Annotated in this window: 20 protein-coding genes and 1 pseudogene; 8 read left to right on the forward strand and 13 right to left on the reverse strand. The window is 65.4% G+C overall.

Going from position 1 to position 23,061, the window contains the following annotated elements:
- Nucleotides 1–3: 3 nt before the first annotated feature.
- On the reverse strand, nt 4–519 hold the full coding sequence (locus tag AC23D4_RS21220) for a methylated-DNA--[protein]-cysteine S-methyltransferase (RefSeq protein WP_472889765.1): 516 nt from the start codon (nt 517–519) through the stop codon (nt 4–6).
- The gene (locus tag AC23D4_RS21225) at nt 516–2,051 is read right to left on the reverse strand and encodes a DNA-3-methyladenine glycosylase 2 family protein (RefSeq protein WP_472889766.1); all 1,536 of its coding nucleotides are present in this window, start codon (nt 2,049–2,051) and stop codon (nt 516–518) included. Before AC23D4_RS21225 ends, AC23D4_RS21220 begins: the two co-directional genes overlap by 4 nt.
- 116 nt (nt 2,052–2,167) lie before the next feature.
- Between AC23D4_RS21225 and AC23D4_RS21230 the strand changes: the two genes are divergently transcribed.
- From AC23D4_RS21230 to AC23D4_RS21240, 3 genes are all read left to right on the forward strand, one after another.
- On the forward strand, nt 2,168–3,550 hold the full coding sequence (locus AC23D4_RS21230; RefSeq protein ID WP_472889767.1) for a phosphomannomutase/phosphoglucomutase: 1,383 nt from the start codon (nt 2,168–2,170) through the stop codon (nt 3,548–3,550).
- 114 nt (nt 3,551–3,664) lie between these two features.
- The gene (locus AC23D4_RS21235) at nt 3,665–4,960 is read left to right on the forward strand and encodes an O-antigen ligase family protein (protein WP_472889768.1); all 1,296 of its coding nucleotides are present in this window, start codon (nt 3,665–3,667) and stop codon (nt 4,958–4,960) included.
- Complete coding sequence (locus AC23D4_RS21240; protein ID WP_472889769.1) at nt 4,957–5,865, forward strand: glycosyltransferase family 2 protein; 909 nt, start codon at nt 4,957–4,959, stop codon at nt 5,863–5,865. The genes AC23D4_RS21235 and AC23D4_RS21240 overlap by 4 nt, the downstream gene beginning before the upstream one ends.
- A 27-nt stretch (nt 5,866–5,892) precedes the next feature.
- Here AC23D4_RS21240 and AC23D4_RS21245 read toward each other — a convergent pair whose 3' ends face one another.
- From AC23D4_RS21245 to AC23D4_RS21285, 9 genes are all read right to left on the reverse strand, one after another.
- On the reverse strand, nt 5,893–7,923 hold the full coding sequence (locus AC23D4_RS21245; protein WP_472889770.1) for a 3-deoxy-D-manno-octulosonic acid kinase: 2,031 nt from the start codon (nt 7,921–7,923) through the stop codon (nt 5,893–5,895).
- Nucleotides 7,920–8,660 carry a glycosyltransferase family protein gene (locus tag AC23D4_RS21250; RefSeq protein WP_472889771.1) on the reverse strand — a complete coding sequence of 247 codons (741 nt, stop codon included), beginning with the start codon at nt 8,658–8,660 and terminating at the stop codon, nt 7,920–7,922. The genes AC23D4_RS21245 and AC23D4_RS21250 overlap by 4 nt, the downstream gene beginning before the upstream one ends.
- A 63-nt stretch (nt 8,661–8,723) precedes the next feature.
- Nucleotides 8,724–10,079, reverse strand: coding sequence for a TolC family outer membrane protein (locus tag AC23D4_RS21255; RefSeq protein ID WP_472889772.1), 1,356 nt, complete (start codon nt 10,077–10,079; stop codon nt 8,724–8,726).
- 44 nt (nt 10,080–10,123) lie between these two features.
- Nucleotides 10,124–10,471 carry a rhodanese-like domain-containing protein gene (locus AC23D4_RS21260; RefSeq protein ID WP_472889773.1) on the reverse strand — a complete coding sequence of 116 codons (348 nt, stop codon included), beginning with the start codon at nt 10,469–10,471 and terminating at the stop codon, nt 10,124–10,126.
- A 38-nt stretch (nt 10,472–10,509) separates the two neighbouring features.
- Nucleotides 10,510–11,205 (reverse strand): protein-L-isoaspartate O-methyltransferase family protein, encoded by a 696-nt coding sequence (locus AC23D4_RS21265; RefSeq protein ID WP_472889774.1) that lies wholly within the window; start codon nt 11,203–11,205, stop codon nt 10,510–10,512.
- Nucleotides 11,206–11,247: 42 nt separating this feature from the next.
- Nucleotides 11,248–14,442, reverse strand: a complete 3,195-nt coding sequence (locus AC23D4_RS21270; protein ID WP_472889775.1) for an efflux RND transporter permease subunit — start codon at nt 14,440–14,442, stop codon at nt 11,248–11,250.
- Between the two features lie 10 nt (nt 14,443–14,452).
- The gene (locus AC23D4_RS21275) at nt 14,453–15,643 is read right to left on the reverse strand and encodes an efflux RND transporter periplasmic adaptor subunit (protein WP_472889776.1); all 1,191 of its coding nucleotides are present in this window, start codon (nt 15,641–15,643) and stop codon (nt 14,453–14,455) included.
- Nucleotides 15,644–15,645: 2 nt separating this feature from the next.
- On the reverse strand, nt 15,646–16,344 hold the full coding sequence (locus AC23D4_RS21280; protein WP_472889777.1) for a TetR/AcrR family transcriptional regulator: 699 nt from the start codon (nt 16,342–16,344) through the stop codon (nt 15,646–15,648).
- Between the two features lie 94 nt (nt 16,345–16,438).
- Nucleotides 16,439–17,917, reverse strand: a complete 1,479-nt coding sequence (locus tag AC23D4_RS21285; protein WP_472889778.1) for a potassium/proton antiporter — start codon at nt 17,915–17,917, stop codon at nt 16,439–16,441.
- A gap of 112 nt (nt 17,918–18,029) precedes the next feature.
- Here AC23D4_RS21285 and AC23D4_RS21290 point away from each other — a divergent pair, with 112 nt between their 5' ends.
- The 3 genes and pseudogenes from AC23D4_RS21290 (at nt 18,030) to AC23D4_RS21300 (ending at nt 19,173) form a co-directional block, all read left to right on the forward strand.
- Nucleotides 18,030–18,437, forward strand: coding sequence for an MAPEG family protein (locus tag AC23D4_RS21290; protein WP_472889779.1), 408 nt, complete (start codon nt 18,030–18,032; stop codon nt 18,435–18,437).
- 125 nt (nt 18,438–18,562) lie between these two features.
- Nucleotides 18,563–18,688 (forward strand): annotated as a pseudogene (locus tag AC23D4_RS21295) (AAC(3)-I family aminoglycoside 3-N-acetyltransferase); the annotation flags it as partial.
- 155 nt (nt 18,689–18,843) lie between these two features.
- Nucleotides 18,844–19,173, forward strand: a complete 330-nt coding sequence (locus AC23D4_RS21300) for a hypothetical protein (protein ID WP_487623660.1) — start codon at nt 18,844–18,846, stop codon at nt 19,171–19,173.
- Nucleotides 19,174–19,243: 70 nt separating this feature from the next.
- Here AC23D4_RS21300 and AC23D4_RS21305 read toward each other — a convergent pair whose 3' ends face one another.
- Nucleotides 19,244–20,431 (reverse strand): acyl-CoA dehydrogenase, encoded by a 1,188-nt coding sequence (locus AC23D4_RS21305; protein WP_472889781.1) that lies wholly within the window; start codon nt 20,429–20,431, stop codon nt 19,244–19,246.
- 108 nt (nt 20,432–20,539) lie between these two features.
- Here AC23D4_RS21305 and AC23D4_RS21310 point away from each other — a divergent pair, with 108 nt between their 5' ends.
- Complete coding sequence (locus AC23D4_RS21310) at nt 20,540–21,424, forward strand: LysR substrate-binding domain-containing protein (RefSeq protein WP_472889782.1); 885 nt, start codon at nt 20,540–20,542, stop codon at nt 21,422–21,424.
- 22 nt (nt 21,425–21,446) lie between these two features.
- Here the strand turns inward: AC23D4_RS21310 and AC23D4_RS21315 are convergent, their stop codons facing one another.
- Nucleotides 21,447–22,385, reverse strand: coding sequence for an AraC family transcriptional regulator (locus AC23D4_RS21315; protein ID WP_472889783.1), 939 nt, complete (start codon nt 22,383–22,385; stop codon nt 21,447–21,449).
- A 200-nt stretch (nt 22,386–22,585) separates the two neighbouring features.
- Here AC23D4_RS21315 and AC23D4_RS21320 point away from each other — a divergent pair, with 200 nt between their 5' ends.
- Nucleotides 22,586–23,059, forward strand: coding sequence for a (2Fe-2S)-binding protein (locus AC23D4_RS21320; protein WP_472889784.1), 474 nt, complete (start codon nt 22,586–22,588; stop codon nt 23,057–23,059).
- The last annotated feature ends 2 nt before the right edge of the window (nt 23,060–23,061 follow it).

Below are 23,061 nucleotides of genomic sequence, written 5' to 3' on the forward strand. Positions count from 1 at the left end.
GATTCAGGCAAACAGACCGTCGCCACCCTCAAGCCGGAGCAGGGCCGCTTTGCGGTCAAGCCCGCCAGCATAGCCGGTGAGCGCGCCCTGTGCGCCCACCACCCGGTGGCATGGCACCACGATGCCCAAGGGATTTCGCCCGATGGCCGCGCCCACCGCGCGCACCGCGGCGGGTTTGCCGATGGCGCGGGCCAGTTCGCCATAGCTCCGTGTCTGGCCAAACGGAATGTCGAGCAGCGCTCGCCAGACCGAAGACTGAAACGCGGTGCCGGCGGACAGATCCAGCGGAAGTTCAAATTGGCCGAGGCGCTGTTCAAAATAGGCGATCAGCTGGGCTGCCGCTGCGTTCAGGGTGGCGTTGTCCTGAACGGGTGTCCAGTCCAGGATCTGGCTTTCTGCAGGCCTGTGGCGCTGGTCCATGAACCAGACGCCACTCAAACCCGAGGGCGTGGCGGCCAGCAGCAACGGGCCCAATGGTGATGCGATCGTGGCTTTCACCCGATGTGTGGTGTGGTTCACGGTGTGGGTACTCCTGAGGTCGGGATGGAGAGATCAAACGTGCCGGCCCAGGCGCGAATCGCAGCGTAACTGCGCCAGGGACGCCAAGCGGTTGATTGCCGGCCGGCTTCGAGAGTGGCCGCCCGGCCTCGCCCCTCGATACCGAGCGCCTTGATCAGTGCCGCGTCGCCCTCGGGCCAGGCATCGGGCCAGCGCAGGGCCCGCATGGCGATGTATTGTGCGGTCCAGGGGCCGATGCCCGGCAGTGCCTGCAGCGTTTGGGTTGTTGTGCGCACATCGGCATGGGCGTTCAGCACAAGGCTGCCTTCTAGCACCGCACGTGCCAGGGATATCAAGGCTTCCTGGCGTTGGCGCACGATGCCCAGCTCGCCCAGCGTGTTGGCGCTGACGCTGGCCAGTGCCTGGGCGGTCGGGAAGAGGCGGTGCAACGGCGGATGCGGTGTGGTGATGGTTTCCCCCAGTCGCCCGGTCAGCCGGATGGCCAGGGTGCGCGCTGCCGCCACCGTGATCTGTTGCCCCAGGATGGCACGCACGGCCAGTTCGAAGCCGTCGAAACAGCCCGGTACGCGAAGACCGTCGCCCTCGGGAAAGTCGGCGTGCAACACGCTGTTGATGGCCTGCGGATGGGCGTCGAGGTCGAACAGGGCACGTACCCGCCAGATCACGGCCGGCAGCACGGGGAGCAGGCTGTCGCTCACCTGCAGCCACAACCGGTGGGCATCGAGGTCGAATCGCGCGGAGAACCAGCCCGTGTGCATCGATCCGCCGGATTCGACCCGTGCCGTTCGTTGCAGACTGAGGGGAGCCTCTGGCTGGGCGTTTTCGATGCCGGGCAGTTGCCGTTCGGCAAGAAAGCGCAAGAGCGCTGCGGCGTCGAAAGGTGGTCGCCAGAACAGCTGAACCGGGGTGCTGTCGCCGTGGCCGGTGGTGCTGGGCGGCTGTCTGCGCATCTGGCTGGGACTCAGGCTGTAATGGTCACCAAAGGCGGCGTTGAAGCGGCGCAGGCTGGCGAAGCCGCTGGCCAGGGCGATCTGGCTGATGGGCAGCGCCGTGTCGGCGAGCATCTGTTTGGCCGCCAGCAATTTGCGCGTGAGCAGGTATTGCAGCGGCGAGACGCCCAGCCGGTCTTCAAAAATACGGCGCAAATGGCGGTCGCTCACGCCCAGACGCGAGGCGAGTCGAGCCACCGTGGCGCCGCCTTCGATGGCCCCGGGCCAGTTCTGCGGGTTGTCCAGCCATTGCGTGGCTTGTTGCACGAGGATGTTGCGCGCGTCCTCGGTGGACCAGTGCCGCTGCAGTGGTGCGAGCTCCGGACGGCAACGCAGGCAGGGCCGGAAGCCCGCCTGTTCGGCCTGGGCCGCGTGCTCGAAGAAGCGGCAGTTCTCGCGCCGCGGCGTGCGCACGCGGCAGACCGGCCGGCAATAGATGCCAGTGGAGGTGACTGCGGTGAAGAACCGGCCGTCAAACCGGGCGTCGTGTGAACACAGCGCGCGGTAGCGGGCGTCGTCGTCGGTGGATTCGGGGGTGTCCATGGCGCCGATGTTAGAACCTCGCCCGCCTTTTGACTGGCCGTTTTCGGACCTGTGCTGCCGGCCTCGATCAGCCTCGCCACCTACAATGCGGGGATTGCCATCCACAGCTCCCATCCATGCAACTCGCGGCATCCATCTTCAAGGCTTACGACATCCGGGGTGTCGTTCCCGATACCCTCAACGAAGAGGTGGCAGAAGCCCTCGGGCTGGCTTTTGGAACGCAGGCTCTCCAGCAGGGTGAACACACTGTGGCCGTGGGCCGTGACGGCAGGCTGAGCGGACCGGCCCTGTCGGCGGCCCTGATCCGCGGTCTCGTCGCGGCGGGTGTCGAGGTGATCGACATCGGCCTGGCCACCACGCCCATGTTGTACTTCGCCGCCCACACGCTGTGCTCCAGTGGCATCCAGGTCACCGGCAGCCACAATCCCAGGGACTACAACGGTTTCAAGATGGTGCTGGGTGGCCGCGCAATTTACGGCGATGACATCCAGGCGCTGCGCCGGATGATGGAGGTCGAAAACTGGCAGCGTGCGGACGGCGGACGGGTTCGCGAGGTGAACGTCGGCCCCGCCTACCAAGACCGCATCGTCAGCGATGTGAAACTCCAGCGCCCGATGCGGGTGGTGATCGACTGTGGCAATGGCGTGGCGGGTGCATCCGCTCCGGCGCTGTTCCGCTCGCTCGGTTGCGAGGTGATCGAGCTGTTCAGCGAAGTGGACGGCAACTTTCCGAACCACCACCCGGACCCGAGCAAGCCGGAAAACCTGCAGGACGTGATCCGCACCCTGCGCGAGACCGGCGCCGAACTCGGCCTGGCCTTCGATGGCGATGGCGACCGCCTCGGCATCGTGACCCGGGGCGGCAACAACATCTACCCCGATCGCCAGATGATCCTGTTTGCGCGCGATGTGCTGTCGCGCGTGCCGGGTGGCAACATCCTGTTCGACGTCAAGTGTTCGCAGCGCCTGGCGCCTGCCATCGAGGCCGCGGGCGGCGTGGCGCACATCTACAAGACCGGCCATTCGCTGATCAAGGCGCGCATGAAGGAACTGGACAGCCCGCTCGGGGGCGAGATGAGTGGTCACATCTTTTTCAAGGAACGCTGGTACGGTTTCGACGACGGCACCTACGCGGGTGCGCGCCTGCTGGAAATCCTCAGCCGCAGCCCGGACGCCAACGCCGTGCTCGACGCCCTGCCCACCAGTTTCAGCACCCCCGAACTGAATGTGGCCTGCGCCGAAGGCGAACCCCACACGGTGGTCGCTCAACTGGTCGAACTGGCCCGCTTCGATGCGCCGGCCAAGATTTCCACCATCGACGGCGTGCGGGTGGACTGGCCCGACGGCTTTGGCCTGATCCGGGCCTCGAACACGACACCCGTGCTGGTGCTGCGTTTTGAAGGGCACACCCCCGAAGCCCTGCATCGCATCGAAGCCGCCATGCTGGACCTGCTCCGGCAGGCCAAGCCGGACGCGGTGGTGGGCGCCAGCTCACACTGAACGCAGAACCCGAGAACCCATGCGATGCTGTTCGGCTATCTGGAGTGGCAGTTATTTCCGGGCAAGTATTTTGATTGACTCAAGAAGATCGACGATAAAGATCGACAGAAACCTATGACGACTCTTGAGAGTCAGCCTCAATTGCCTTCCCAGTTTTCCAACAGTTTTCCCAGATGGGCATGGTTGATTTTTCTGGCTTTGCTGGTCGCGGCACCCGCGTCGACGAAGCTGGCTGGATCGGCCTGGTTTCTGATCGTCTGCATGGGCGCTTGGGCTGTCTGGCGCCTGCCCGTCATGGCGCCAGCATCATCCGGGCAGGTAGTTTTGTACTCCGGTGTCAAATACTGGTTGTACTTCTGTCTTGCTGCATTTGGCTTCAAGGCCGTAGGAATGATCTATTGGAGTGATCCCTGGGGGACGCGCCATTTCGACTTCAGAATCTTGTTGATTGCGTTTGCGCTCCGTGTTCTGGTGCCACGGATCCGGTTGTCTGCCGGTCAAGTGCTTTTGTTGTTGATGGCATTGACACTGGCAAGTCTTTCAGCGATCGCCGTCAGCTATCTTCATGCCCAGTACGATTGGCCAACACCGTCAAACCGGATCAACTGGGCTGGTGGCTTGGCCATGTTGTCTTGTGTATTGCTCCCGATCGCTGGATCGCAGACGGTAAATTCACGCTGGAGAATTTTCGCGGTTATCGGTGTCCTTGTATATATTTCTGCCATTTTGATGTCGGGAGCGAGAGGGGCTTATCTCGCATTTCCCTGGATTGTTCTCTGCGGTTTGGTGGTTCTTCGCAAGAACTTGTGCGATGGACGCTCTGGACCGGTCTCTTATCGTTTCATCATCACGATCGTCATTTTTGTGGCCGCTGTTCCGTTTCTTGCACCCAAAGTGCTTGAGGTTCCCAAGGAGCGTATCTCCATTGCGGTTTCTGAGCTTCGCGCGGTGTTGAGTGGTGTGGGCGCGGGCAGAAATGTTGTCGATACCTCCATTGGTGCGAGGGTTTACATGTGGCAGCGGAGTCTGGAAAAGATTCATGAAAACCCTTGGCTGGGCTATGGCAGGGCACAGCGGATCGAGTTCATAAAAACATGGGGCGCCGAGGCCAATGCACATATCGTCAAGGACCAGACCCATCTTCACAGTGAGTACATCAACGGCATGGTGGATCATGGAGTGTTCGGCCTGTTGAGCACTTTGACCTATATGATCGGGTTGGTTTGGCTGGCATGGCATCTGCGTAAAAAGTACCCGGGGATGGCCATGTCGACAGGCGGATTGGCTTACATCCACTTCATGATGAGTTTTACCGACGCCAACTCGCAAACAAATAACTACAGTGTCATGATCAGCTTGTCATTGGTATCTATCTTTTTCTTGCGGCTCGCAAGATCCCAGAGTGATTGAGTGCCATTCTGGGCCTGCGTGTGCCCAAGTCATCCCTGCGTAAGGTGTATCCGAAAATGAAGGCGTCTGTCATCTTCACGACATACAATTCACCGGAATGGCTGGAGAAGGTGCTTTGGGGGTTCTTCTGCCAAACTGTCCAGGATTTTGAGATCATCATTGCCGATGACGGTTCTCGTGATGACACCCGGGCGGTGGTTGAAAAAATGCGACTGGAATCACCGGTCCCGATCCGGCATGTATGGCATCCGGACAACGGGTTTCAGAAATGTCAAATCCTGAATAAAGCCATACTTGCTGCGTCTGGTGACTACCTGATATTCACTGATGGAGACTGTATTCCTCGGGCAGATTTTGTCGAGCAGCATTTGAAGTTGTCTGGCCACGGGATTTTTTTGTCCGGAGGTTATTTCAAGCTGCCGATGCACATCAGCCAGTTGATATCTCATGAGGATATTCTTTCCCAGAAAATATTCGATATCAACTGGTTGTCCTCGAAGGGTTTGAAAAGGTCAATCAAGAATCTGAAGCTGACCGCTCGCGGCTGGAGAGCGTCTCTGTTGAATGCTCTGAGTCCGGCCAAATTGACCTGGAACGGACACAATGCATCCTGTCACAAGGAGTTCATTCTTGCCGTGAACGGCTTTGATGAGCGCATGCAATACGGCGGTGAAGATTGTGAATTCGGTGACCGACTAAAACATCTGGGGCTTAAAGCCAGGCGTGTCCGCTACTCCGCGATCTGCGTTCACCTTGATCATGGTCGGGGATACGTCACCGCATCCATGCTTGAGGCCAACAGGGAAATTCGAGCAGAGACACTCCGCCATCGGACCGTCAAAGCCCTGGTGGGCATCGATCGGTACGGCGAAGACGAAAGCTGGGAATTGCCCCCAGAACACTGATTTGCGTTGTGTACGTGGCTCGGTGCGTCAGAGGTGGGAAGACGCAGCACGGTTGTGGCGGGCGACCGGTGTTTCTGAATAGCTGGTGGTCAGTAGCTTCCAGTTGTTTTCCTCCCAACAGAAGATCTCACGTTGGGTGTGTTCCTTGCGCAATGAACGCAGCAGTCGAGCGAGGTTTTGCTCTTTCCACGTTTCACCCGTACGGACCTCGCATTTGTCGAAATCCACGATCCAGGCCTGCCGGCTTTCGTCGAGCAACAGGTTGTGGCAGTTCAGATCGGAATGGAACACCTGGCGGTCGTGCAACTGACGGATCGCGCGGCCCAGCGCACGCCACTCGTCGTCGCCCAGCGGCGCCTGTGAAAGGCGTTGCGCGACGTTCTGCGTGCCCGGAATCATGGCCACCAGGATGTCGGCGGTGTACCACCAGCCGCTGAGCAGCTGTCTGGCTGCCACCGGCGCTGGCACGGGCAGCCCCCAGGCGCGCATCCGGCGCAGCAGGGCGTATTCACCCATGGCCCGGCTGTCTGGTGCCCGACTGCGCCAGTAGCGATCGGGGCTGAACCGCGCCATCATTCCGCCACGCCGGTAGTGGCGCAACACCACCTCTTGGCCCTCAAGCTGCAGCCTGTGGGCTTGACCGCGACCACTGCCGGTGGCCAATGCGGTGGCGTCTTTCTCGGGTTCAAACAGACTGGGGCTGCATTGCGTGAGCATGGCCGGGTCGTGCCAGAGTGTCTGGTTCGTCAGCGACTGCTGCAACACCTGAGTCAACAAGCCGGGCTGCGTGGGTTGCCACAAGGGTTTGAGCGCCTGCAGGCTGCGCTGGCTGCTGCCCTGCTGCCGCTCGACGAAGTGGCGCGCCTGTTCACCTTTGTCGGCCAGCCGGGCCGGTTCGTCCAGCCAGCGCCCGGCGGTTTCCAGCAGTTCCAGGGCCGACGCGACGCGTTCGCCGATGCCGTGGGCTTCGATCTCCTGATAAAGGCTCTGGAAATGCTGCGTGCGAGGACCGAACAGCACAGGTTTGCCGCAGGCCAGCGCTTCGAGCGCGTTGTGGCCACCGATGGCTGCCAGGCTGCCACCGATGAAGCACACGTTGGCGTGGGCGTACCAGAGGCCGAGTTCGCCCATGGTGTCGGCCAGGTACACGCCTGTTTCCGGCGCCAGCGTTTCCTGCCGGCTGCGCCGGGCATAGGGCAGTCCTGTCTGATCGATCAACCGGGCGACGGCATCGAAGCGTTCAGGGTGCCTGGGCACCAGGATCAGGACGCAGCCAGGATGGCGCGCAGCAAAGGCCGGCCAGGCTGCCAGCAGGGCGTCTTCTTCGCCTTCGTGGGTGCTGCCGGCCACGACCACCGGGCGCCCGTCCAGCCAGGGCAGTGCCTGTGAACCGGCTTGCGCCAGCGGCTGGTCGAACTTGAGGTTGCCGGTTTCCAGCAGGCGGTCAGCCGGTACGCCCAGCGCCCGCAGGCGCTCGGTGGTCGGCGCATCGGCGGTCGCCACCAGGGCGAGTTGTGCCCACACCGGGCGCATCAGGGCCTGCCAGCGCTGGTAAGACCGGGCGGAAGCCTGCGACAGGCGGGCATTGACCAGCGCCACCGGAATCGCGCGCTGGCGGCATTGCAGCAGCAGTTCCGGCCACAGCTCGCGCTCGATCAGCACCACCAGCTGGGGTTGCAGGCGGTCCAGAAAACGGGCCGTTGCACCCGGCGTGTCGATGGGAAAAAAGACGTGCTGGATGGCCCCTCCCCAATGGCTGCGCAACTGACGCGCGCCGGTGGGCGACTGGGTGCTGACGGTGATCGTGTGGTCGGGCCATTCCTGGCGAAGCGCCTCGATCAGGGGGCGCGCGGCCTGCACCTCGCCGACCGATGCCGCATGGATCAGCAGACCGCCCAAAGAGGCGGGCGCGGGTTCGATGAAGCCGAGGCGTTGCGCCAAGCCCAGCCGGTAGCCGGGATCCTTGCGGCCCCGCCACCAGAGCCAGGCCAGCATCGGCAGCGTCAGCCCCCTCAGCAGCAAGCGGTAGCCGCGCTGCGCCAGCGGGATGGATGTCACCGCCAATGGTCGGCGACCCACTGGGTCGGCATCACGCGCCGGTACCACTTGCCGCTGACGCCGGCGATCGCGTCGGGCGGGTTGGGTTTGCCGTGGAAGGCGATGATGCGTGCGCCTTCAGGGATGGTGGGTGGCAGGAACCAGCCCATGATGCCGCCGCGCAGGCAGTGGCGCTTGAAACTGCGGCACCAGGTGTCGGGCCAGTAGCTGATCCTGCCCTGGCGCGCGAGGTAGAGCGTGATGAACTCCTGCTCGTTGCGCACGGTGCTGATCGAGGCCGGGTAGTCGTTCTTCAGGTGCTCCAGCGCGTCGGCGTGGGCGCCGATGGTGTAGACGTAGCAGGAGGTGTTGCCCGTGCCATCGCTCTTGTCCCACTCCTTGATCACGATGAACTCGCCCTCGCGCTCGAAGAACGGGTCGAGGCTGTCGAGGATGACGATGTCGAGATCGAGGAACAGGGTGCGACCCTGCAGGTCGTAGAGCGGGCTGGCGAAGCTGGTGAGCTTGAGCCAGCCATGACCGAAGGTCCAGGGTTTGCGCTGGTCGAACTCGTCAAAGCCCACCATGGGGATGGGCTTGACCTCGATCGCCGGGTCGATGCCGGCGCCATCGTCGGTCAGACAGACGAAGCGGAACGGCCGGTGCAGGTGGCGGCTGACCATGCTGTGCAGTTTGTTGACGTACTCGGGGCCGTACTTCTTGCCCCATTTGATGCACAGCACATTGACCGCTTGCATGAATCACCCTTCACTGGATCGCGCAGCCCTGGGCAACATGCCCGGCCGGCGAGGTGCCGCAGTTTACCGCGCGAGGAGGGAATTGATCGGCTGCAGGTCTTCGGCCTTGAGCACGCCGCTGGCCTGCTTCAGGCGCAGCTGGCCCACCAGCACGTTGTAGCGCGCCACCGCCAGATCGCGCTTGGTCTGGAACAGCTGGCTCTGGGCGTTGAGCACGTCGATGTTGATGCGCACGCCGACCTGGTAGCCCAGCTGGTTGGCATCGAGCGCGCTCTGGCTGGAAGCCTCGGCCGCTTCCAGTGCCTTGACCTGGCTGAGACCCGAGAGCACGCCGAAGTAGGCGCTGCGCGTGGCCTGGCCGATGCTGCGCAGGGCAGTCTCGCGGTCGGCGCGGGCTTTGTCCACCAGGGCCAGGGTTTCCTTGACGCGGTTCTCGATGGCGTAGCCGGCGAACAGCGGCAGGTTGAACTGCAGGCCGACGCTGGCGGTGTTGGTGCGCACGTTGCCGGCCGTGGGCATGGTGGTGCTGGGGCCGCGGGCCACCTGGTACTGGCCCACCAGATCCAGCGTGGGCTTGTGCCCGGCCTGGGCTTTCTTGACTTCCAGCTCGGCGATGTCGAAGCCGGTATCGGCCTGGCGCACCAGGGGATGCTCGCGCTGCGCCTGCAGCACCCAGGCTTCGGGATCGGCCGGCTGTACCGGCTCCAGGGTGACAGCGCTCGCCAGGGGCCTGGGGCTGGTGTCGTTCTTGCCCACGAGCTGGTCCAGCGCCAGCTTCTTGACCCGCAGGTCGTTGCTGGCGGCGATCTCCTGCGCCAGCACGAGGTCGTAGCGGGCCTGGGCTTCGCGCGAATCGGTGACGGTGGTGGTGCCCACCTCGAAGTTGCGCTTGGCGGCAGCCAACTGCTCGGCCACGGCGGTTTTCTGGGCCTGCACGAAGGTCAGCGTGTCCTGCGCAGCGACCACGTCGAAGTACGCCTGCGCGGTGCGCACGATCAGGTCCTGCTCGGCCGCGTCCAGCTGGGCCTTGGCCACCTCAATCGACAGCTGGCCCTGCTCATGGGTCAGGCGGTTGGCGGGGCGGTACAGGGGCTGGCTGGCAGAAAGCGCCAGGTTCTGGCTGTCGGCACTACGGCTGCCGGCCGCTGCGCTGCTGTCCACGTTCGCCCAGTTGACGCCGGCGCCCAGGCCGGCCTGGGGCAGCAAGCCCGCCCTGGCCTGATCGGCCTTGGCGAGATTCGCCTCGTACTGCGCGCGCGCCGCCTGCACGGTGGTGTCAAACCCCCGCGCCATGTCGTAGAGCTCGACCAGGCTCTGCGCCTGTGCGCCGCCGGACACACCCAGTGCCAGCAAGGCCGCCAGCGCGAGCGGCTTCAGGGAAAGCGGATGCAGCTTCAACGGGGTGAACAGGGCGGTCATGAGGGTTCCTTTGGATAACAGGCGCGGAATGCAGGATGGCGGTTTCAGTACACCGGCACGGACGGGTCCCGCTCGCGGGCCCAGGCGTTGATGCCGCCGTGGATGTTCACCACCTCGGAGAAACCGTTCTGCATCAGGAAGTGCACCACCTGCGCACTGCGCGCGCCATGGTGACACAGGCAGGCCACGGGTTGGTTGCGGTCGAGTTCCAGGTAGCGTGCCGGCACACTGCGCATGGGCATGTGGACCAGATCGAAGCCATCGGGCTTGACGGCCGCGGTCTGGAACTCCCAGGGTTCGCGCACGTCGAGCACGACGGGGCGCAGGTCCGGCGACTTCGAGCGGGCCTGTTCAAGCCAATCGGTGAGTTGGGCGGGGTGGATGGAGATCATGGGGTCGGACCTGTGAGCGTTTCAGCGGGTGTGCCGGCTCAGAACTGGAAGCGCGAAGGCTCGGAGAAGTTCCGCAGGCGTGGCGCCTGGGTGTCCCAGGGCTGGGCGGTGACGTACGACGCTTCGCCGGTGCGTGTGATGAAGGTGGCGCGCATGACAGGCTCGTTGCCCACGATGGCGGCCAGGCGGCCACCGGGGGCCAGCAGCGAGAGCAGGGCAGGCGGCACTTCGGCCACCGAACCGCTGAGCAGGATCACGTTCCACGGCGCTTCGGTGGCGCAGGCGGCAAAGTTGTTGGCTGCGGCATCGGCCACGCGCACTTCGGCGTTGGTGAAGCCGGCCTTCTGCAGGTTTTCACGCGCGGTGCGCGCGAGGGCTTCGTTGACTTCCAGCGAGACCACGCGCTGAGCCAGGCTGGCCAGCAGGGCGGCCATGAAGCCGCTGCCAGCACCGATTTCGAGCACCTTGTCGGTCGGCTGGATGGCGAGGTCCTGCAAAACACGGGCTTCAACGCGCGGTGCCAACATGCATTCACCCTCCACGGCGGGGTGCGTCAGCGGCAGCTCCATGTCGGCAAAGGCCAGCGCCTTGTGGGCGGCGGGCACAAAGTCCTCACGGCGCATCCTGGCCAGCAGCTCCAGCACCTGACGGTCGAGCACCTCCCAGGGGCGGATCTGCTGCTCGATCATGTTGAAGCGGGCCTGGTCGAAGCTGATGGGGGTCTGAGAAGTCATGTTTGATACTCCGGTGGGTATATTAGCCGATCCTGATGCATTTTACTGAGCGCCACCCGTTGCGGCCCTGACGGCCGCGCTGTCATCGGCGCGTCCAGCCCCGAACAGGCGGCGCAGCCAGTGGCCGAAATCGTCCATGTAGCAGTACACCACGGGCACCACCACCAGCGTCAGCAGCGACGAGGTGATCACGCCGCCAATCACGGCCTGGCCCATGGGCGCGCGCTGTTCCGAGCCTTCGGTGAGCGCAAAAGCCAGCGGCACCATGCCGAACACCATGGCCAGCGTGGTCATGAGGATGGGGCGCAGCCGCACCCTGGCGGCCAGCAGCAGGGCGCTTTCGCGGTCCAGCGGCGCAGCGCCGTCCAGCCCGCGGCGGGCACGGATGGCGAAATCCACCAGCAGGATGGCGTTCTTGGTCACCAGGCCCATCAGCAGCACGATGCCGATCACCGAGAACATGCTGATGCTCGAACCGAACATCAGCAGTGCGAGCACCACGCCGATCAGGGTCAGCGGCAGCGAGGTCATGAGCGCCAGCGGCTGCAGGAAGCTCTGGAACTGGCTGGCCAGGATCATGTAGATGAAGATGATGGCGAGCGCCAGCGCCGACACCGCGTAGCCGAACGACTCCTGCATGTTCTTGGTCGAGCCGCCGAACTCGTAGCGGTAGCCCGGCGGCATGGTGATGGTGTCGAGCACCTCGCGGATATCGGCCGACACGTCACCGGCCGAGCGGCCGTACACGTTGGCGTTGATCGCCACCTCGCGGTTGAGGTTGCGCCGGTTGATCTGGTTCGGCCCGGTGGATTCCACCACCTGCGCCACCTGGCCCAGGCGCACCACGCGCGCCGTGCCATCGGTGGCGCTGCCCACCACGAAGGGCAGTTGCTCCAGGTCGCTGGTGCGCGCGCGCTGCCCGGGTGCCAGGCGCACGTTCACGTCGTAGCTCTCGCCGTCGGCCGCGCGCCAGTTGCCCACCGTCTGGCCGGCCACGAGGGTGCGCAGGCTGCTCGCCACCGTGGCGGCGTTCAGACCGGCGTCGGAGGCGATCTCGCGCCGCATCACCACGTCCACCGTCGGCTTGTCGGGTTTGACGCTGGCGTCCAGATCCACCAGGCCGACGATGGGGCGGATGCGCTCCATCACCTGAGCGGTCAGCCGCTCCAGTTCGGCCAGATCCTCGCCCTGCAGCGAAAACTCGACCTGCTTGTTGCCGCCTACCGGATCGAGCAGGCCGGCGTGGGTCACGTTGATGCCGGGCACGGTGCGCAGGCGGTCGCGCAGCTTCGCGGCCATGGTGTCGGCGTTCAGGCTGCGGTCCTTGCGGTCCACCAGGCGCACGTAGACGCTGGCGTACATGGTGCCCTGGGCGTTGCCGGTGTTGATGGTCGAGAGCGTGTACTTGACCTCGGGGAATTCACGCAGGATCGCCTCGACCTGCCGCGTCTTGGCTTCGGTGGCTTCGAGCGACGAGCCCACCGGGGTGTGGAACGTGAGCGAGGTCTCGGAGAAGTCGGCCTTGGGCACGAACTCGGTGCCCAGCAGCGGCAGCATGAACAGGCTGCCCACGAAGGTGGCCAGCGCCAGGCCCAGCGTGGCCAGCTTGTGTTTCAGCGACCAGCGCAGCGTGCCCTGGTAGAGCTCGGTCAGGTCGTCCTGCACGCGGTCGAACCAGCCGGTGACGCGGCCAATGGTCTTGTCGTACAGCGTCACGGGCGCGGCGTGTTTTCCGTGCTTTTCGATTTCCGGATCGTGCCAGACCGACGACAGCATCGGGTCGAGCGTGAAGCTCACGAACATGGAAATCAGCACGGCCGCCACCATGGTGATGCCGAACTCGTGGAAGAACTTGCCGATGATGCCGCCCATGAAGCCGATGGGCAGGAACACCGCCACGATGGACAGCGTGGTGGCCAGCACCGCCAGGCCGATTTCCTGCGTGCCGTCCATGGCGGCGTCGAACGGGCGCTTGCCCATCTGCACGTGGCGCACGATGTTTTCGCGCACCACGATGGCGTCGTCGATCAGCAGGCCCACCGACAGCGTGAGCGCCATCAGCGTGATCATGTTGATGGTGAAACCGAACAGGTTCATGAAGAAGAAGGTGCCGATCACCGAGATCGGCAGCGTGAGGCCCGTGATCACGGTCGAACGCCACGAGTTCAGGAACAGGAACACGATCAGCACGGTCAGCAACGCGCCTTCGATCAGCGTGCGCCGCACGTTGTCCACCGACACGCGGATGGGCCGCGAGTCGTCGGCGATCGGCTCCAGCCGCACGCCCGGCGGCAGTTCGGCCTGGAGCGATGTGATGGTGGCCTTGAGGCCGTCGGTCACCGCAATGGTGTTTTCGTCCTGCGCCTTCTGCACCTGCAGCAGCAGCGTGCGCTGGCCGTTGTAGAGCGCCAGGCTCTCCACCTCTTCGGTGCCATCGCTCACGCGCGCCACCTGGGCCAGGCGCACCGCACTGCCGCCGCGGCGCGCGACGATGATGGCCTCGAAGTCTTTCGGATTCTGCAGACGCGAGAGCACCTGGACCACACGTTCGCGCTCGGTGGTCTTGAGCGTGCCCACCGGCAGGTCCTGGTTTTCGTTGCGCACCGCGGTGGTGATCTGCTCGACGGTGATGCCCAGCGCCTCCATGGCGGCCGGGTCGAGGTCGATGTTGACCGCGCGCCGCGTGCCGCCCACCAGCGTGACCGAGCCCACACCTCGCACGTTCTCCATGCGCTTCTTGAGCGTCTGCTCGGCCCAGGTGGTGAGTTCAACCGCCGAGGGTGCTTTCCCATTGACAGCTTCGGGCAGGACAGCGACCGACCAGATCGAACGCGCCGCCGGGTCGAAGCGCAGCACGCGCGGTTCCTTCACGTCATCGCGGAAAGTCGGTCGCAGGATGGCAATTTTTTCGCGCACGTCTTCGGCCGCCTTGCGCCCGTCGATGTGCAGCTGGAACTCGATGATGACGACCGACTGGCCTTCGTAGCTGCGCGAGGTGAGCGTGTTCACGCCCGCGATCGCGTTGACCGCTTCCTCCACCTTTTTCGTGACTTCGCTCTCCACGATGCCGGGCGAAGCGCCGGGGTACTCGGTGGTGATCACCACCACGGGGAAGTCGATGTTGGGGAACTGGTCCACCTTCAGGCGCTGGAACGAAAACAGCCCGAGCACCACGAAGGCCACCATCACCATGGTGGCAAAGACCGGGTTGCGCAGCGAGATCTGGGTGAACCACATGGTGCGCTGCTCAGTGCGATGGGGTGGGCTGTGCTGGCGCGGTGCCCGCAGCGGTCGTGCCCGTCAGCGTCACCGCCGTGCCCTCGCGGATCAGGCCGGCCTGCACGCGCAGCAGCGTGGTGCCCACGGGGGCCTGCGCCAGGCCGTCGATCACCAGCATGGGCTCACCGTTGTGCAGGCCCTGGCGGCCCGGCACCACCGGCACGTGGGCGACCTTGCCGTCCTGCACGGTCTGGATGTAGGGCTGCGGCTTGTCGTTGCGCACCGCCGAGAGCGGTACCGCCGGCGCGCTGATGCGCCCGGTGACGATCTGCCCCTGGGCAAACAGGCCCTGGCGCATGCCCGCGACCGCCGGCACCCGCAGGTACACCAGCACGCTGCGGCTGCCCGCCTGCACGCTGGGGTTGATGCGCGCCACGGTGGCGTCCACCGGCTGGGCCAGGCCTTCCACCGTGAGTTGTGCTGTCTGGCCAGGTGCCACTGCCATGGCGTCGGCAGGAGCCAGGGCGGCTTCAAGTTCGAAGCCGGACAGGTCCACGACCTCCAGCACGCGGGCGTCAACGGCGACGCGTTCGCCGTTCTGCACCAGACGGGCCGACACCTGGCCGGTCAGCGGCGAGCGCAGCGCGGTGTCACCCAGGGTCTTGCGCGCGATGTCCAGCGCCGCAAGGGCCGCCTGGTGGTTGGCAACGGCTGCGGCCAGGTTGTTGCTGGTGGTTTCCAGTGCGGTGGCCGAGATGAAACCCTGCTTCACCAGCGACTGGTTGTTGTCGAGCGCGCGGCGTGCGATGCTCACCTGCGCCATGGCCGACTTCGCCTGCTGTTCGGCCTGGCGCACGCGCGCCTGCGCCTCGGTGCTGTCGATGCGCGCCACCACCTCACCCGCGCGCACGCTCTCGCCTTCACGCTTCTGCAGGCCCTGCAGCTCACCGGCCACCCTGGCCTTGATGGCCGCGGTCTGCAGTGCCTTGAGCGCGCCTGACACGCCCACCGTCTGCGCGAGATCCAGTGCCTGCACGGTCAACACGTCCTGCGGCGTCAACTGGTACACCGGTGCCTGCTGCATGGCCGCGGCGGCCGTGCTGGCGGCTTCGCCCTGCAGCTTGCGTTTGTTCAGCGCGCGCGCTACACCCAGGGCAATGGTCAGCACCAGGGCGGCCAGCAGAAGCCATTTCAGCCAGGGAGAACGGTGGGAGGACATGGTCAGAGCGGGGTGGTGTTGGTGGATGGAGCGGTCTGCACCAGCATGCCGCCGAGCAGAAGGTCCAGCTGGGTGTCGATGAAGGCCACAGGCTCGATCTGCTGCGAGGCCGGGCAGCACGGCGCCATGGAGTGTTTCCACATCAGCAGAAAGATCATGGGCGCGATCAGGCTGTAGATCGCGTATTCGAGCTCCATGGGCCGGAACTCGCCGCGGTCGATGCCGCGCTGCAGGATGCGTTTGAGCAGGTCGTGGCCGGGACCGATCACTTCCTGCTGGTAAAACGCCGCGATTTCGGGAAACATGCCGGCCTCGCTCATCACCAGCTTGGTGATGCCCGAGGCCGCCGTCATGCCGATGCGTTCCCACCATGCGTGCAGGCAGTGGCGCAGCAGTTCGGCGCTGTTGCCTTCGAACGCGTCCAGCTCCTGGTTCCACTCGCCAAAGCGCCCGGCGATGGTTTCCCGCACCACCGCCTTGAACAGGTCTTCCTTGCTCGGGAAATACAGGAACAGCGTGCCCTTGGAAACCCCCGCGCGCGCGGCCACCTCTTCCACCCGCGTGGCGGCAAAGCCCTTTTCAACGAACAGGGACAAGGCCGCGTCCAGCAATTCACCCGGGCGCGCTTCCTTGCGGCGTTCGCGGCGCTGGCGCGGGGCCTCTTCGATGGGGGGCGGGAGGGGGAGAGAGGAGGGTGGCATGGATTTAATGACCGACTGGTTATTAATATAACCCATCACCGGTACAGCCGGCCCGACCGGGCCCATGCCAGACACCCTGCGGGCGCCGAAATGCTCAGCCCAGCTTGATGCCCACGCGTGTGATGCGATGGCCCGCCATCTCGCGCACGCTCACCTCGGCCTGTCCAAGCAGCATGCTGTCGCCCACCACCGGCGGACGCTGCAATTCATTGAGCAGCCAGCTGGCGATGTCCTGGGTGGAACCCGCCGGGACGGGCAGTCCATAAAAGGCGCAGAGGTTGTCCAACGAGGTGCTGGCGTCCAGCACGAAGTCGCCATAAACCAGCCGTGCCTGGGCCGTGTCCTCCGGGTCGGGCAGGGTCACGCCCAGTCGCCGGGCGCTCCAGGCAATGGTCGAACCCTGCAGCATCAGCGAGGTGAGCACCACCACAAACGCCACATTGAAAAAGGTCTGCGCGCCCTGCACCCCGGCCATCAGCGGAAACACCGCCAGCACAATCGGCACCGCACCGCGCAGGCCCACCCAGGAAATGAAGGTGATCTCGCGCGGCTTGAAGTGCAGCGGCGCCAGGCACAGCCACACCGAAATGGGCCGGGCCACCAGCATCAGCACCAGCGACACACCCAGCGCGGGCCACAGCGTGCGCAGCAGGTCGCTGGGCGTGACCAGCAGGCCCAGCAGCAGGAACATGCCCGCCTGCGAAAGCCAGGCATAGCCGTCCATGGCCGACAGCGAAGGCCTGACCTGCCGCCGCGCCCGGTTGCCCACCACCACGCCCATCATGTACACCGCCAGGAAACCCGAGCCGCCCACCCAGGTGGTGCCTGCAAACACCGTGAGGCCACCAGACACCACCAGCAGCGCGCGGATGCCGCCGCCGCCATCCGAGCCGCGACCCAGGCGCTTGAGCAGCTCGGCCAGGGCCCAGCCACAGCCCAGGCCCAGCAACGCACCCCAGCCAAACTGTTGCAGCAGCGACAGCAGCACTTCGCTGACGTCGACGGTGCCGCTGCCACCCCCGCCCAGCGCCAGTGCAATACCGATGAACGTCAGTGTCAGGTACACCGCCATCGGGTCGTTCATGCCCGACTCGATCTCCAGCGTCGCCGCCACCCGCTCGTTGAGCGTCACACCCGACGACTTGAGCAGCGAAAACACCGCCGCCGCATCGGTCGACCCGACGATGGCACCCACCAGCAAGGCCAGCGGCCACGACAGGCCCAGCAGCCAGTGCGCTGCCGCGCCGGTGATGGCGGTGCACAGCACCACGCCCAACGTGGCCAGCAGCAGCGAAGGCCTCAAACCGGTGCGAAACGTGCGCATGTCGGTGCGCAGCCCGCCGTCCAGCAGGATCACCGCCAGCGCCACGTTGCCCACCCAGAAACTGAGGCGAAAGTCGTTGAACACCAGTCCGCCCGGCCCGTCCACGCCCGCGAGGGTGCCCACCACCAGAAACACCAGCAGAAAAGAAAAGCCGACACGCGCCGAAAACACACCGGCCAGCACGCTGAAGAACACCAGCGAGGCGGCTGCCAGGAGGGGCAGGGTGAGAAAGTCGAGTGAGAGAGCCATGCGTGGAAGCTAACAGAAAGCGTGCCAAAGGGAGGCCTGCGGGATACATTGCGTCAGGCTGCATGGTCACCCGTGGCAGGTCACACCCACGCCATCAGCCGGGAGCCGTTTCATGAGCATCACACTGCAAGCCCTTCTCGGATTCATCGCCTGGACCCTGTGCCTGCTGGTGCTCATGGAGGGCATCCGCTCCTGGCTTGTGCTGCAGGGCGCCGTGCCCGCCAACCGGTTCGACCCCGAGAATTCGAACCTTTCGCCCTTCATGCAGCGCCTGGCCCGGGCGCACGCGAACTGCCTCGAAGGCCTGCCCATCTTCGGCGGGCTCATGCTCGTTGCCGTTGTCGCGGACCGCTCCGCCGTCACCGACCCGCTGGCCTGGGCGCTGCTCGCCGCCCGGATCGTGCAGTCCCTCATCCACCTCGCCTCGACCTCACCCGCCGCCGTGACGGCCCGGTTCACCGCTTTCGGTGTGCAGATGGGGATTGCCGTGTACTGGGTGGTCGGGTTGGCCCTGCCGTAGGGCGCTACGGGACGGGCTGCCATGCCCGCCTCGACACCCTGCGCTGCGAGTTGGAACAAGCTGGTTCAGAATCGGGGGGGGTTGACACAGGGTGTCTCATCCGGCATCTGCAGACCCTGGCTGCGCAGCGCGGCGCCTGGGTGGTGTTCGTGCAGGCCGACCACGGCGACGACCCCGCCGTGGCGCTGTATACAAAGCCCGGCACACGGGAGGGCGTGATGCACTTCGATCGGCCCGTGCCCGGTGCGTGAGAGGCCAGGCACTTTGCAGCAAGCAGGCGCCCGAAAAAAACGGACCGTCCCGCACCGTTGTGCGGGTTCGGTGGGAAACCACTGCTTGAACGTCTCAACCCCACATGTTTCCAGCTCCACAACACCGTGACGCCAGCCACCTTCGGCTGGTGGCGGTGAAGCTCATCCACACGCTGGCCTGGGCCTTTTTCGCCGCTTGCATCTTCGCGATGCCGATCGCGTCCTGGGCGGGTCGGCATCACCTGGCCGGGCTGCTGGCGATGTTGGTGTTGGTCGAGGTCATCATCCTGGCCCTGAACGAGTGGACATGCCCGCTGACGGCGGTGGCAGCCAGGTACACGGAAGACCGCGAGAGCAACTTCGACATCTACCTTCCGGTGTGGCTGGCGAGGTACAACAAGCACCTGTTCGGGCCCCTGTACGTCGCGGCCCTGATCTATGCAGGGGTGAACTGGGCGACGTCCGGATCTTCGGGAAACGCGTGACGCCCTGACGTGATGCGGAAAACAAGCAGGGCTGCCCACGGCAGCCCTACTTGTTCCGGAGAGAACCCGGTCAGTTCGAAAACGCCGCAATGCCCGTGATCGCCCGCCCCAGGATCAGCGCGTGCACATCGTGCGTGCCTTCGTAGGTGTTGACCACCTCCAGGTTCACCAGGTGGCGGGCGACACCGAATTCGTCGCTGATGCCGTTCCCGCCCATCATGTCGCGGGCCATGCGGGCGATGTCCAGCGACTTGCCGCAGCTGTTGCGCTTCAGGATGCTGGTGATCTCCACGGCAGCAGTCCCTTCGTCTTTCATGCGGCCCAGGCGCAGGCAGCCTTGCAGGCCCAGGCTGATCTCGGTCAGCATGTCGGCCAGCTTTTTCTGGATCAGCTGGTTGGCGGCGAGCGGGCGGCCGAACTGCTGGCGGTCCATCACGTACTGGCGGGCGCGGAAGTAGCAGTCTTCTGCGGCACCCAGCGCACCCCAGGCGATGCCGTAGCGCGCGCTGTTCAGGCAGGTGAACGGGCCTTTCAGGCCGCGCACGTCGGGGAAGGCGTTTTCTTCCGGCACGAAGACTTCGTCCATGACGATCTCGCCGGTGATGCTGGCGCGCAGGCCGACCTTGCTGTGGATCGCCGGGGCGCTAAGGCCTTTGAAACCTTTTTCCAGGATGAAGCCCCGAATCTGGCCGCCGTCGTCCTTGGCCCAGACCACGAACACGTCGGCGATGGGGCTGTTGGTGATCCACATCTTGGCGCCGGAGAGGCTGTAGCCGCCGGGCACGGCCTTGGCGCGGGTGACCATGCTGCCGGGGTCGCTGCCGTGGTTGGGTTCGGTCAGGCCGAAGCAGCCGATCCATTCACCCGTGGCGAGCTTGGGCAGGTATTTCTGCTTCTGTGCTTCAGAGCCAAATTCGTTGATCGGCACCATGACCAGCGAGCTTTGCACGCTCATCATGCTGCGGTAGCCGGAGTCCACGCGCTCCACCTCGCGCGCCACCAGGCCGTAACAGACGTAGTTGAGGCCGCTGCCGCCGTACTGCTCGGGGATGGTGGGGCCGAGCAGGCCGAGCTCGCCCATCTCGCGGAAGATGGCGACGTCGGTCTTTTCGTGGCGGAAGGCCTCGGTCACGCGGGGCAGCAGCTTTTCCTGGCAGTAGGCGCGGGCGGCGTCCTGCACCTGGCGCTCGTCGTCGGTGAGCTGGGCGCTCAGGTGGAACGGGTCTTCCCAGTTGAAGGTGTTTTTGGGGCTGGCCATGGGGTGTCTCCGGGGCGGGTTGGAAGAGGGGTTTGACAGTGATTGTCGGCGCCCCATGAATAGCTGTCTAATATTGATTGCCGATTGATCAATACGCATCACATATTCATGGAATTCCGCCATCTGCGCTGTTTCGCCGTGCTCGCCGAGGAGCTGCACTTTGGCCGCGCGGCCCAGCGGCTGGCGATGACGCAGCCGCCGCTCTCGCTCAACATCCAGCAGCTCGAAGCCTCGGTGGGCGCGCGCCTGTTTGAGCGCAACAGCCGGGGCGTGGCGCTCACGGCTGCCGGGCTGGCTTTTCTGCCGCGCGCGCAGGCGCTGCTGGAGCAGGCCGCCCTGGCGGCGCGCGAGGCGCGCGACGTGGGGCAGGGGCTGGCCGGGCAGTTGCAGATCGGCTTTGCCGGCACGGTGCTGTATCGCGGCCTGCCGCAGGTGCTGCGCGACTTTGCGGCGGCGCACCCGAAACTGCGGCTGGCGCTGCGGGAACTCTCCAGCAGCGAGCAGCTGGTCGAGCTGGTGCACGACCGGCTGGACCTGGGTTTTGTGCACACCACGCGCGTGCCGGCGGGGTTCTCTCAGATCCTGGTGTCGAGCCAGCCGTTCATGGCCTGCCTGCCTTCATCGCACCCGCTGGCGAATGCCCAGCTGTTGTCGCTTGATCAGCTCAAGGGTGAGGCCTTTGCCATCGTCATGCGCGCCGTCTCGCCCGATTACCACGACCGTATCCTCGCCGCCTGCGCAGACGCGGGGTTTGAGCCATCGCTGGCGTTTGAACTGCGGCACTGGCTGAGCGTGGTCTCGGTCATCGCTCAGGGGCTGGGCGTGGGCCTGGTGCCCGCCGCGCTGCAGCAGGCCGGCCTGCCCGGCGTGGCCTTCGTGCCGCTGGCCCAGCCGCTGGCACCCTACGACACGCATTGCCTCTGGCGCACCGGGCGCGATCAGTCGGCGCTGGGGGCGTTTCTGGCGGCGGTGCGCGAGGTGGCGGCGCGCTGAGGGCCGGGGCAACCCCGGCGGATCATGCGGCGACAGGCTCCTGCTGCCAGCGGAAGTCGGCGATGTCTTTCGACGGCGGGGCGCCGAACATGCGCCGGTACTCGCGGCTGAACTGCGACGGGCTTTCGTAGCCGACGCGAAACGCCGAGGTGGACGCGTCCATGCCTTCGGAGAGCATGAGGCGACGGGCTTCGGTCAGGCGCAGCTGCTTCTGGTACTGCAGCGGGCTCATGGCCGTCAGCGTCTTGAAATGGTGGTGGAAGGTCGACAGGCTCATGCCCGATTCGCGGGCCAGTGTCTCGACCCGCAAGGGTTCGGTGAAGCGGGCGTTGAGGCTGGCGATGGCGCGCGCGACCTGGTGGCTCTGGCTGTCGACGGTGGCGATCTGGCGCAGGCGCGCGCCGGCCTCGCCAACCAGCAGCCGGTAGTAAATCTCGCGTTTGATCAGTGGCGCCAGCGCCGGAATGTGCTCGGGCTGGTCCAGCAGGGCGAGCAGTCGGTCAAACGCTTCAAGCAGCGGCGCGGTGAGGGCGCCGGTGGTCATGGCGCGGCTGTCGCGGGCGGTGTTGCCCAGCGCGGGTGCGGGCGACTCCAGCATCAGCGAGGCGATCTCGCGCCAGTCCAGGCGCAGGGCCACCCCGAGGTACGGTCGCTCGGCGCTGGCTTCGACCACCGCCGTCTTCACCGGCATGTCCATCGACGTGATCAGGTAACGGTCTTCGCCGTAGCACAGGGTCTCGTCGCCCAGCTTGACGCGCTTGCTGCCTTGCACGATCACGGCCACGCAGGGTTCATAGACGCTGCAGATGTTCTGGAAGGGCTGGTCGATGCGCACCAGCATCAGCCCCGGAATCTCGGGTGGCTGTTGTGGCGGGCCGTTGATCGCCCGCTCCAGCAAACGCCGGACGATGGATGCGCGCGCGCCGGGCGCGGGTGGTGAGGAAGAAGAAGGGGCGAGCATGGCAAGGCAGGGCGGTGTTGTCTCGGCGGCCCATGGTATCGGCCCTTGCCCGTTTGTGCAGCGCGCTCGCAGGATTGGGCAAACATGACGCAGGTTCAGGCTAACGCCGGGCGGGGGCCCAGGACGACACTGGCGCCCTTCCCGGGGCTGCAGTCACGGGAACCCCGCACCCCGTTCCCCATGTTTTCAGGAGACCCCCCATGACCACCCTGCAAGTCAACGGTCGCGCCCAGCAGCTGGACGTCGACCCCTCCACGCCCGTGCTCTGGGCGCTGCGCGATTCGCTGGGCCTGACCGGCACCAAGTTCGGCTGCGGCGCGGCCCTGTGCGGCGCCTGCACCGTGCACGTTGACGGCCAGGCCGTGCGCTCCTGCGTCACGCCCATCAGCAGCGTCGAGGGCAAGAAGCTCACCACCATCGAAGCCGTCACCGGCGGCACCGACCGCGTCGGCAAGGCGGTGCACGCGGCCTGGGTGAAGCACGACGTGGCGCAGTGCGGCTACTGCCAGAGCGGCCAGATCATGAGCGCCACCGCGTTCCTGAAATCGCTGCCCAGGGGCAAACAACCTGCCGCCGCCGACATCGACGCCGCCATGGCCGGCAACGTCTGCCGCTGTGGCACCTACGCCCGCATCCGCGCCGCCGTGGCCGACGCCGCACGCACCCTGGCCTGAAG

The organism is Hydrogenophaga sp. L76 (genome assembly GCF_057654755.1).

Excerpts from the sequence above, each read along its gene's own strand:
- AC23D4_RS21285 (WP_472889778.1), bottom strand. The coding sequence starts at position 17,917 with ATGGCTCTCTCACTCGACTTTCTCACCCTGCCCCTCCTGGCAGCCGCC.
- AC23D4_RS21260 (WP_472889773.1), bottom strand. The coding sequence starts at position 10,471 with ATGATCTCCATCCACCCCGCCCAACTCACCGATTGGCTTGAACAGGCC.
- AC23D4_RS21235 (WP_472889768.1), top strand. The coding sequence starts at position 3,665 with ATGACGACTCTTGAGAGTCAGCCTCAATTGCCTTCCCAGTTTTCCAAC.
- AC23D4_RS21255 (WP_472889772.1), bottom strand. The coding sequence starts at position 10,079 with ATGACCGCCCTGTTCACCCCGTTGAAGCTGCATCCGCTTTCCCTGAAG.
- AC23D4_RS21270 (WP_472889775.1), bottom strand. The coding sequence starts at position 14,442 with ATGTGGTTCACCCAGATCTCGCTGCGCAACCCGGTCTTTGCCACCATG.
- AC23D4_RS21290 (WP_472889779.1), top strand. The coding sequence starts at position 18,030 with ATGAGCATCACACTGCAAGCCCTTCTCGGATTCATCGCCTGGACCCTG.
- AC23D4_RS21315 (WP_472889783.1), bottom strand. The coding sequence starts at position 22,385 with ATGCTCGCCCCTTCTTCTTCCTCACCACCCGCGCCCGGCGCGCGCGCA.
- AC23D4_RS21320 (WP_472889784.1), top strand. The coding sequence starts at position 22,586 with ATGACCACCCTGCAAGTCAACGGTCGCGCCCAGCAGCTGGACGTCGAC.
- AC23D4_RS21265 (WP_472889774.1), bottom strand. The coding sequence starts at position 11,205 with ATGACTTCTCAGACCCCCATCAGCTTCGACCAGGCCCGCTTCAACATG.
- AC23D4_RS21310 (WP_472889782.1), top strand. The coding sequence starts at position 20,540 with ATGGAATTCCGCCATCTGCGCTGTTTCGCCGTGCTCGCCGAGGAGCTG.
- AC23D4_RS21275 (WP_472889776.1), bottom strand. The coding sequence starts at position 15,643 with ATGTCCTCCCACCGTTCTCCCTGGCTGAAATGGCTTCTGCTGGCCGCC.
- AC23D4_RS21230 (WP_472889767.1), top strand. The coding sequence starts at position 2,168 with ATGCAACTCGCGGCATCCATCTTCAAGGCTTACGACATCCGGGGTGTC.
- AC23D4_RS21250 (WP_472889771.1), bottom strand. The coding sequence starts at position 8,660 with ATGCAAGCGGTCAATGTGCTGTGCATCAAATGGGGCAAGAAGTACGGC.
- AC23D4_RS21280 (WP_472889777.1), bottom strand. The coding sequence starts at position 16,344 with ATGCCACCCTCCTCTCTCCCCCTCCCGCCCCCCATCGAAGAGGCCCCG.
- AC23D4_RS21305 (WP_472889781.1), bottom strand. The coding sequence starts at position 20,431 with ATGGCCAGCCCCAAAAACACCTTCAACTGGGAAGACCCGTTCCACCTG.
- AC23D4_RS21225 (WP_472889766.1), bottom strand. The coding sequence starts at position 2,051 with ATGGACACCCCCGAATCCACCGACGACGACGCCCGCTACCGCGCGCTG.